This is a genomic window from Pseudoalteromonas sp. MMG012 (genome assembly GCF_018100875.1).
In the GTDB taxonomy this organism is placed as follows: Bacteria; Pseudomonadota; Gammaproteobacteria; order Enterobacterales; family Alteromonadaceae; genus Pseudoalteromonas; species Pseudoalteromonas aurantia.
In genome coordinates, this window is record NZ_JAGJEF010000056.1 from 25,323 (window position 1) to 35,995 (window position 10,673).

Consider the following 10,673-nt stretch of genomic DNA (forward strand, 5'->3'; position numbering starts at 1 on the left):
ATTGATATATTTTGAAAATTAAAAATTAACAACACCTTAAGTCGCGATATCTAACGCATCATCGCGATATATCACGAATTTCGGGCAATACCCAGCTTTTTCATTTTTGATCTGAGTGTGCTTTCAGGTAAACCTAACTTACTCGCTGCCCCCTTTTCTCCAGCCACACGCCACTCACACAATTTCAATACAGAACAAATGTGAGAACGCTCTGCATCTGCCAGTAATAAACTGCCATTTTGATGAATATTATCATCACTCAATAACGGCTGACTTAAATGCAACAGCCTGTGATTACCCAATATTGCTTCCCGCTCTAATATATTTTGTAACTCTCGAATATTTCCTGGCCAATCATATACTTGGAGTTTATTAAGTGTTTCTTTCGCAACCCCCTTAAGCTGCTTACCTAAGCGTATATTGAGTTGCGAAATTAAGTTAGCACATAACACCGAAATATCTTCTTTTCGCTCACGTAAAGCAGGAACCTTAATAGGAAAAACATTAAGCCGATAATATAGGTCCATACGGAATGAACCGCTTTCAACCATAGACCATAAATCTCGATTGGTTGCTGCAATGACACGAATATCTACACTTAATGTGACACTTCCTCCTACCCGTTCAAATTCTCGTTCTTGCAATACCCGTAGTAATTTACTTTGTGCCTCTAGGGGTAACTCGCCTATTTCATCTAAGAAAATGGTCCCTTTATCTGCCAATTCAAAGCGACCTTTACGTTTATCATTCGCTCCCGTAAACGCACCTTTCTCATGTCCGAATAGCTCAGATTCAAGTAAACTTGGGGTAAAGGCAGCACAATTTACTTTCACAAACGGCATAGACTCACGATTACTTAGTCGGTGCAGATTTCTCGCCACCAGCTCTTTTCCTGTGCCATTTTCACCTAATATCAGCACAGTACTGTCTGTTTTACTAACTAACTTAATTTGCTCAAGCATCTTTTGAAAAACATGGCTACTACCGACCAAGCCTGAATCTTGCCAATCAGCATTTAGTTCCGATAGTAAGTAGGAGTTCTCATCTTTTAGCTGCTCACTTAAGCACTGTACTTGTGACAAGGCATCACGCAATGCTCGCTCAGTGTCATGCTGCTTAGATACATCGCGAAATATCGCGACCGCTCCAATTAATTCGCCTTCTCTGTAAACCGGTGTAGATGTATATTCCACTGCAAAACAACTTCCGTCTTTTCGCCAAAACACTTCATCTTTAATATGTCGATGCTTTCCATCAAACATTGTGCAATAGATTTGGCATTCATCTGCTGGATATGTCGTACCATCTGCATGACTATGATGGTGATACTGGTGAATTTTCTTTCCCAGCAAGTCGTCAGCTGTCCACCCAGTCATTCTCTCGGCTGCTGGATTAATAAATACGGCGTTTCCTGAAAGATCAAAGCCGTAAATACCTTCTCCCACTGAATTTAATAACAGCTCAGGGTCATTTAAGAATCGTTTGACTACATTTGACATATTATTACCTCGCGAAATATCACGGATAAACATATCAAAATTAGTTTTATTTAGCGAATCCATCTTTGCAAAAGAGACAGTAAAGCTTTTATCAGAAATAAAGCGCGTATTTTATAAATACAAGCTATTAAAACAACCGATACCGTATCTTTTTAAGGATTAAGACCCCCTATGTAAATAACGCAACGCACTGTTTCATTATTTTTCCGCATTTATGAATCACAGTGTACATAAGTAAATTACCGCAACTGTCGTAACCCGACTAAACTTAATTGCAAAACCAAAAGGTATTACTATGGCGCAGCTTACTTATCCTATTTTTTGCATAATTATTAGCGTATCATTAATATCTTGTGGTGGGGCCTCTAATAGCCCAGCAGGAGACTCGAACGATAGCAGTTCCGTCGTTAAAGTAACGGGTGTGGCTTTATCAACCAACAATGCCACATTGGCTGTAGGCGAAAATGTTGCGTTTCCAGTGACTATTACACCCATTACGGCTACCAATAAAAATATACGCTGGTTGTCTAATAATGTGAGTGTGGCAAACATAGCCAGCACAGGGTTGATAACCGCAATTGCAGAAGGTAGTGCGGTTATCACCGTCACAACCGACGATGGTTCTTTCAGCGCCACAACAACTATAACCGTAGTTGCTGCCACAGTCTCAGTAAGCGGAATTGCCCTGTCTTTAGCCGACGCTATTCTAAATATTAATAACACCCTCAGTTTACGCGCATTTGTGGTACCAAGTAATGCGTCAGACCAAAATGTATTCTGGTCCTCAAATAATATTGCAGTCGCTAATGTAAATAGCCTCGGGTTAGTTACAGCTCATTCTGAAGGTAGTGCGATTATTAGTGTCACCACCAACGATGGCGCCTTTACAGCTCAAAGCAATATCATCGTACCTAAAGTAACAATTCCCGTCACTGGCGTGTCATTAAACACCAATGATGCAACATTGGCTGTCAACGATACTCTCAGTATGCAAGCCACTATCTCACCAAGCCATGCGTCTAATAAAAGTGTGATCTGGTCTACAAACGATCCGAGCGTGGCTTCAATTTCAAATGAAGGGCTTGTCACCGCAAATAAAGCAGGCAGTGCGATACTAACAGTGACAACCAATGATGGTGAATTTGTTGCCCACGCGAGTCTCGCCGTTATTGAGCAGATAACACCTGTCACTGGGGTCGCATTATCAACACGCGATGTCACTGTCGCAATCGGTGAATCCGTTGAATTAATTGCAACGGTTTCACCCAGCACTGCCACCAATAAACATGTGTCGTGGTCTTCAAGTCGTTCAATAATTGCCAGCGTAGATAATAATGGTTCTGTCACAGCTAATTCTGTTGGTAGTGCTGTTATTACCGTCAGCACGCAAGACGGTGCTTTCACGGCACAAACAAATATTGTGGTACCTGCATCATTTGTCCCAGTGACAGGGGTTTCGCTGACTCTCAGCGATACGACATTAGGCATTAATGATACCTTAACCATTGGGGCGGATATTTCGCCAAATAATGCCTCAAATAAAAGTGTGTTATGGTCTTCGAGTAATACAGCTATCGCCTCAATTACTGCTAGCGGAACGCTTGTGGCTCACAAAGAAGGAAGTACGACAATAACAGTCACCACCAATGATGGCGAATTTACCGCGCAAACTCATATCACGGTTACCACTGAAACAATCCCTGTAACCGGCGTGACACTTTCAAACAATGAACTAAATGTATCAACAGGTGAAACTACAACATTAATCGCAACGATATCACCGAGTGTCGCGACCAATAAAAATATCACATGGGCATCGAGCGACCAGATGATTGCAACCGTCTCTAATACAGGGATAGTCAACGGCATTTCATCTGGTAAAGCGATTATTACCGTAACTACCAGCAACCCTCATATCGCTGAGCAAGCGAATATTACAGTCACAGATCCAGTTTCTTTTTCACTCGAGAGTTCTGCTATGCAGAACGGGGGAATGTTACCCAATACTTATACCTGCGACGGTGAAGGCATCTCTCCTCCTCTAAATTGGCAAGGAATACCAGATAATACCTTAGAGCTTGCACTGGTTATGCACCATACCGCCGTACAAGACGATATTCAGTCACATTGGGTTATGTACAATATAGACAAAGACATTAACGGTGTATCGGCAAATGAAACCCAGGGTAGCCTTGGGGTTAATAATATAAATAACCTCAATGCATACGCAGCACCTTGTTCGCTGGAAACAGGTCTAAAATCTTATAAATTTACACTTTATGCGTTATCAGCTGCACCCGAACTTAGTAATAGCTCACCGGTCGACCGCTCTACGCTACTTAGTGCGATCAGTAAGATCACACTGGTGTCAAGTGAACTTTCAGTCAACTACGAACGGGATATACAGACAGATCTAACCCGATGCGAAATGATTCAGCAGTCGGTTGTTAATTCTGGATTCAATAGTAAAGTACATGTGACCTGTGATACTGACCACGCGTATATATCATCTGATACATATCCAACTCATGATTTAATGAATGGTATTACGGGCACCAATGAACAGATCCCCGTACCAGCAACAAATTATGCGGCTCCGATAAAGCTGCTGCCACAACGCGCAAGCAAGTTAACCACTATGGATGCCGCGTTAGGAGTCGCTGTTAACGGTGTGCCCATTTATGATTACTCAAGCGCTGGAGAATTAGATGTCTATAATTACGATCCAAGCAAAGACACCGTTGTTACAGGTCAACTTGATAACTGTGGTGGTCATGCTGGCCGAGGAGACGATTACCACTACCACACCGCCCCCACTTGTATGATGAATAGTATTGTAGGTATCACTGATCAAACAATTATTGGATGGGCCTATGATGGTTATCCCCTATATGGTCATAATAACCCTGATGGGAGTGTGATAAGCTCAGGCACTCTAGATGTATGTAACGGACAAAATGATGAGAGTTTTGGGTATCGATATCACACATCTATTCAGCCACCTTACATTTTTCAGTGCCTTGTTGGCGAAATTAATACCAATATTCTACCTAGAGTTGCCCCACTAAGTGGCCCTAATAGCGCCATAAGAGCAAACCTCACCCCCCCACAAGGGGGTGTTGAAAACCTAACCCATACAATCAGTAACACCGGCAGCCGCACCATGAGTTATACCTATAATGGGCAGCAATATTATGTAACGTATACCCCTTCAAGTACACAAGCCTATTGCTATGATTTTGAGCAGAAAACAGTCAGTAATGGTGGCATAGTTGAAAGTGGTACCTTTTGCCGAGCTCCACAAACTAGGCATATCAACCAAGCAGAGCTTGATTGAAGCACGGCTCTCTGTTTTATGTGATGCTTATATATATCGCCGTGCATCAGTTCCAATAACGTATTATAAAAAACACCTACAACTGAGGTAGTTATGACGAAAAGCGCCACTTTTTATATTAAACACAGTTTTTCAGTGTGGTTATTTTTTTTCATTTTCAGCTATTCGGTGCTGTTTACCCCCTCTGTGACGGCTCATGAATTACACGAAACCAATGCCCGAGTCACGCTCAGAGATGGACACCTTGAGATCCGCATTTGGGTCGATGTAGCACGTTGGACAGCGAAATTACAAAACAGCGAAGCATGGTTATTAGGCGACATCGAACGCATCATGCCGTTAAAATTAAATAAAAAGCAACAAGATACTTTTTTAAGAGAAATCATAACATCACAAACATCACTGATACTTAATAACCAAGCTGTTACGTTAAAACAAGTCTCAATATCATATCCTAAAACCGCACCATCACATCCTAAATTCAAAGAGTTTATCGTAAGCGCTGAACATTCACTCTCATCCATTCATCTGCTAAATATTCGCTTTCCCAAAAGCTTAGGTGTTGTCCATACTAACTTCATTAAGCCCCAATACCAGATGGTACCCGCAGGGCAAAATGCACAAATCTCATTTCCCCCACGTAAACACAAGGAAAATAAATAAACCTTAACATACTGATTTTATTTTATTTAGTTGTATTTAGAACGGATATACTCTATCAACAGGTCATATTTTAAGCTTATTACCACTTGTGTATATTGTATTCAATATGTCATATTGCAACTTCACTATCGACACCTAACAAACAAAACGATGTGAAACAAAACAATAAAAAGCAATCTGCATAACAAAACAAGGAATTGGGGCTTACTATGAAAAAACCTGAAATATTTAAACTATCATCGCTCTCTTTAGCCATACTGGCGAGCATGACAACACCGACTATCGCAGCAGAAGACTCGCAAAAAATTGAAAAAATAATGGTTACAGGCTCCCGAATTGCGCGAGCAGAAGTTGAGTCAACATCACCAATCACCGTGGTAAGTAAAGAGGATTTAACGAACCTTGGGATCAGCGATGTCAGCTCTGCTTTAAGGCGTCTTCCTGCACTGACAGGGCGAACAGCGAACAACCAAAGTAGCGCAGGCAGCAACAACATTCAAACAGCCACTTTACGTGGTATCGAAGCCACTAATACGCTTGTCCTCCTAAACGGTAGACGTCTCGTAGGCTCTGATGAAGACGGCTTAGTTGACCTTTCATCCATCCCTTTTGAAGCTATTCAACAAATTGAAGTATTAAAAGATGGGGCGTCTGCTATTTATGGTTCAGACGCCATTGCGGGCGTAGTTAATATCATCACCAGTCGAGGGTATGACGGTTTTAAAATCACGGGGCATTATGGTCGTTCGTCGCGTGGAGACGCTGACGAGCGAAAAGTCGGCTTTGTGACAGGCATATCTACCGACAAAGCCAGCATCTTAATTGCAGCATCCACAAGTAATAACAACGGATGGGAAGAAAAAGACCGCTACATGACAAAAGATGCGGATCAAAGTTATCTTGGTGGTGGTAATGGTCGCTCTGGAACAGCACCCAATCCAAAATTAACGGGCTTTGGATTAGGTGATGGCACTTGGACCGTGCCCGATGCAGCGAATCCAAGCCAAGCTATCGCATGGGATTACACAAAAGAAGGTTATAACTATCGAGAAGCGCAATCTGGTGCCAACGACAACAAAACAACCAGTGTTTACGCTTTTGTCGATTATCAGCTATCCGACAATGTTACTTTTTTCTCTGAATTGTCATTTCACGATGGATTTGTGCAAGGTAATCAAGCACCTCCGGGCACTGATACTGGTTGGTATAGTACCAATGTAGATACACCAAATGCCTTTAAACGCTACCCTGATGCTGATGGCAACCACTTTGGTGTTGGTGCGCAGCAAAAATACAACCCGTTTGGCATTGCGGGTAATGTCGCTAAACGCTTTAGTGAATATGGGTCTCGCATATATAAATCAAACAATACGATTCAACGGTACACTTTTGGCCTTCAAGGCATGGTCGCTGAAGACTACGATTGGGAATTAGTATATTCAAGTCAAAGCGCAAAACTTGTTCAAGAAGGAGGCCCGCAGCCTTCATTAATACAAATTGAACGCGCTCTGTCGAACGAGTGTGAAACTGCTGCCGACCCTGATTGTGTCGCGCTCAACGTCTTTGGCCCTGAAGGCTCAGTGACACCACAAATGTTAGATTTTATCAACACGACTGCACCGTCACGAACAAACAAAAATGATCTAAGCTTTATTCAAGCGAGTATTGCAGGCCCTGTAATGCAGCTACCTGCAGGCGAAATGATGTTTTCGGCTGGTGCAGAATATCGCGAAGATCAACTCTCTCTCACCGTTGACCAAGCTCAGCGTACAGCGACATTCGATGTGTCTTGGGGCGGCTCTGTGACACCGGTTGTGTCACCAGTTAGAGAAATTACAGAATATTATATGGAGCTGGCTATTCCCGTTTTTGAAGATCTCAATTTGGAAGCTGCTGTACGATATAGTGATTACAGTGATATAGACCAAACTACCACTAATCCTAAGTTTGGTATTATTTACCAGCCTATAGAATCCTTAAAATTACGCGGAAGTTACAGTACAGGGTTTAGAGCACCAACCATGGCTGAAATGTATCAAGGCAGAACATCCAGCATCAATACCAATATTTACGACCCATGCAACCCAAATAACGACTCAAACTACGTTAACACCAGTATTGCAGGGTGTGCCAACTTAAACCCCGCGTTCAGCAAAAATGAAATTCAAAGTAATGATATCATCGGCGGTGGAAATCTAGCACTTAAGCCTGAAGAGTCTGACAACATGACCTTAGGGCTTGTTTTAGCGCCGCTAGATGACCTTTCGATTACGCTCGATTACTTTGAGATAGAGCAATCTAACGTTGTATTCTCCAGTTCTCGCTATGTTGTCGATCAATTTGTCAGCGGCAACCCAGAGTTTGCGAATGCTGTTATTCGCAGTAATAATGGCACTGGATATATTCAAACCATTTATTCTTCATCCAACAATATTGCATCACGCAATTTGTCTGGCTTTGATTTAAATATGAATTACCTCTTGGAAAACAACCTTGGTACTTGGCGATTCAACCTAGATGCAACCTATATGAACGAGTTTCAGGTTCAAGATACCAGCGATACCGCATTTCGAGATGTTGTCGGAATGTATGACTCTGCATTTGGCAGTATTCCTGAATATAAAGTAAATACACAAGTTGACTGGTCTATAGACAACTACCGAATTACTTGGGACGCAACCTATAATTCAAAAATTGAAGCTGCCTCTGACGATATAATGGACTCAACTTTATTCCATAATCTCCAAGCTGGCTATTATGTAGATAATCTCGATGTTGACATTCATTTTGGTGTTCACAACTTATTTGATAAAAACCCGCCATTTTTAAAAGCCAATGGCACATCAACAGATGACAACCTTTATTCGTTTAGAGGCCGCTTTTACTATATGGGCTTTAGCAAAACATTTAACTAACATGACAGAGCCACTTAGTCATAATGAATAAGTGGCTCCGCTGTTGCTCAAAGTGAATGGTTTTATACTATCAACCGACGCGATTGTATTCGTAACCCTTACCTCTGTATTTTTAACTAACCTCAGGTTTGGATAAGGGTTTTGGAATAGGAAATATTGTTGTAAATAAACTTACGTACAATCCAATGATGATATTTTGTTCAATATCAAGGCGCTTTTATGCAGTAATAGCGGGCTATTACAAATGAAAGCAACGCCGAGAGTGAGAAAAATAGCTTTATTGGGCAAAGTCGCTTATCCAGAGCTGAGGTTAACTAGGCTTTAACAGCAACTATGCCACCAGTTGTCACCATAACTGTACCTGCCAATTTATTAATTAAGGATGCCCCATTAGGGGCTTTTATCAGCCCTTTCGCCCTTAAAGCCAACCATGCATAGCATAAATTTACACTGCCAAAAGCAACCGTTGCAACGGCCATTATTGATAAAACATCAACGGTATTTACCTGACTGACATTGATAAATGCAGGAAACAGTCCCACATAAAAAACGATCGCCTTTGGGTTACCCAAATTTATCATTAAACCCGTTATCAAGTTTGTGAACAGTGAAGATTCTGGCAACTCATGCGTATCTTACTCTGTGGGCTTAGACCTTAACAAGTTCCATCCTAGCCATATTAAATACGCAGCACTGGCATATTTAATAAATAAAAAAGCAGTCCCCATCATTTCAGATATCACAGACAAGCCATATAACGCCAGTAATATAAAAATGAAATCACCGCATGTGATCCCAATGATCATCATCAAACCTCGGCTAAACCCAGATGAAAACGTTCTTGCCACAACTGCAAATACCGCAGGCCCTGGTACCAGTGCAACAACTAACATCGCACCAAAAAGCGCGAATAACTCTCCCAATGACATATTCCTCTCTCCAATCAAATCACAAACCTATATTTGGCTTGATAATACTTTCCTTAACCCTCGCCATATTCACAACGCTAAACACTGTTACCGCTGTCTCTTGAATGCTAATTTGGCACCAATCGTATCAATGAATAGTCCTTAACCTCAGCTCTGGATAAGCGACTTTGCCCAATAAAGCTATTTTTCTCACTCTCGGCGTTGCTTTCATTATAAAAGCGCCTTGATATTGAACAAAATATCATCATTGGATTGTACGTAAGTTTATTTTCAATAACATTTTCTATTCCAAAACCCTTATCCACACCTGAGGTTACTTACTCTGCTGTACTTTCAGTAAACAGTCTTCGTCCATACTATACCTAAAATCGTTCCAAACAATTAAAAATTACCTCATATTTTCCCGATTTCTGTTATTTCTTAAAATAGTTACCGTTTTTAACTACAACCAATAATAAAACGTAGACAGGAAATTACCATGATCTTAAAAAATAAACTCAACTTAATTGTGTCCGGGATGATATTAGCGCTTGGTCAAGCCCATGCACAAAACTTCAATAATAATGATGAGAGCTATGACCCCTCTAAACATGTATGGGAATACACCTACCAATTAGCCGAGGGCGATCCGCTCGTATTCCAGCAATGGCACTTACAAAACACAGGGCAAACCGCTGGGGCTGCAAACCCTGGTAAAGCAGGTATTGACCTAAACCTAGACTTTACTCATCGACGCGGTATTTTTGGCCAAGGCATTAACATTGCAATCATAGACGATGGACTTGCAACATATCACCCAGACCTTACTGCAAACGTCACCCAAGGTGACACAGCTAATCCAAACCCATACCTATTCCAATATTTTTCAGCTGGACGAAACCGAGTCGATAACCACGGCACCATGGTGGCTGGTATTGCCGCTGCATCAGCGTTCAATGATAAAGGAGGACGTGGTGTCGCACCTTATGCAACTTTAACTGGTGCAAATTTAATTGGTAACCAAGCAAATGTTCCGAGCTTAGCTTTAGCCATCCGATCGGTTATGGACATGGATGGCGCTGTGCACCCAATGAATAAATTCACTGATGCACGAGTTATTAACCAAAGTATTGGATATACCTTTAGTGATCCGACAATCTACAATACGTATCGTGGCTTTTTCGACAATATCTCCAGTGTACAACAAACTGCTGCAACTCAAAGCCACGGTGGGCGCGGTGCTATTTCTATTAAATCTGCGGGGAACGATCACTTCATTGGCGGCCGATGGAGCGACCGTGAAAAAGGTGAGCTGACGTTGGTTTATCCTAATGCTTATGCCTTACCGGCT

General features: G+C 41.7%; 5 protein-coding genes and 1 pseudogene. 4 read left to right on the forward strand and 2 right to left on the reverse strand.

Annotated features, from left to right (window positions below; genetic code table 11):
- Nucleotides 1-71: 71 nt before the first annotated feature.
- Nucleotides 72-1,499, reverse strand: coding sequence for a sigma-54-dependent Fis family transcriptional regulator (locus J8L97_RS16690; protein WP_211051510.1), 1,428 nt, complete (start codon nt 1,497-1,499; stop codon nt 72-74).
- Nucleotides 1,500-1,794: 295 nt separating this feature from the next.
- On the opposite strand from J8L97_RS16690, the gene J8L97_RS16695 reads away from it, so the two are divergent.
- The 3 genes from J8L97_RS16695 to J8L97_RS16705 all read left to right on the forward strand — a co-directional run bounded on the left by J8L97_RS16695 (nt 1,795) and on the right by J8L97_RS16705 (nt 8,414).
- Entirely contained in the window at nt 1,795-4,836 is a 3,042-nt protein-coding gene (locus J8L97_RS16695) for an Ig-like domain-containing protein (protein ID WP_211051513.1), read from the forward strand.
- Between the two features lie 93 nt (nt 4,837-4,929).
- Nucleotides 4,930-5,499 (forward strand): hypothetical protein, encoded by a 570-nt coding sequence (locus tag J8L97_RS16700; RefSeq protein WP_211051517.1) that lies wholly within the window; start codon nt 4,930-4,932, stop codon nt 5,497-5,499.
- A gap of 209 nt (nt 5,500-5,708) precedes the next feature.
- Nucleotides 5,709-8,414, forward strand: coding sequence for a TonB-dependent receptor (locus tag J8L97_RS16705; RefSeq protein ID WP_211051520.1), 2,706 nt, complete (start codon nt 5,709-5,711; stop codon nt 8,412-8,414).
- 314 nt (nt 8,415-8,728) lie between these two features.
- Here J8L97_RS16705 and J8L97_RS16710 read toward each other — a convergent pair.
- Nucleotides 8,729-9,343 (reverse strand): annotated as a pseudogene (locus tag J8L97_RS16710) (LysE family translocator).
- Nucleotides 9,344-9,821: 478 nt separating this feature from the next.
- Between J8L97_RS16710 and J8L97_RS16715 the strand changes: the two are divergent.
- A partial coding sequence (locus J8L97_RS16715) for a S8 family serine peptidase (protein ID WP_211051522.1) occupies nt 9,822-10,673 on the forward strand: 852 nt, incomplete at its 3' end.

What these genes read in the sequence shown, in the direction of transcription:
- J8L97_RS16690 (WP_211051510.1), bottom strand. Translation starts at nt 1,499, where the DNA reads ATGTCAAATGTAGTCAAACGATTCTTAAATGACCCTGAGCTGTTATTA.
- J8L97_RS16695 (WP_211051513.1), top strand. Translation starts at nt 1,795, where the DNA reads ATGGCGCAGCTTACTTATCCTATTTTTTGCATAATTATTAGCGTATCA.
- J8L97_RS16700 (WP_211051517.1), top strand. Translation starts at nt 4,930, where the DNA reads ATGACGAAAAGCGCCACTTTTTATATTAAACACAGTTTTTCAGTGTGG.
- J8L97_RS16705 (WP_211051520.1), top strand. Translation starts at nt 5,709, where the DNA reads ATGAAAAAACCTGAAATATTTAAACTATCATCGCTCTCTTTAGCCATA.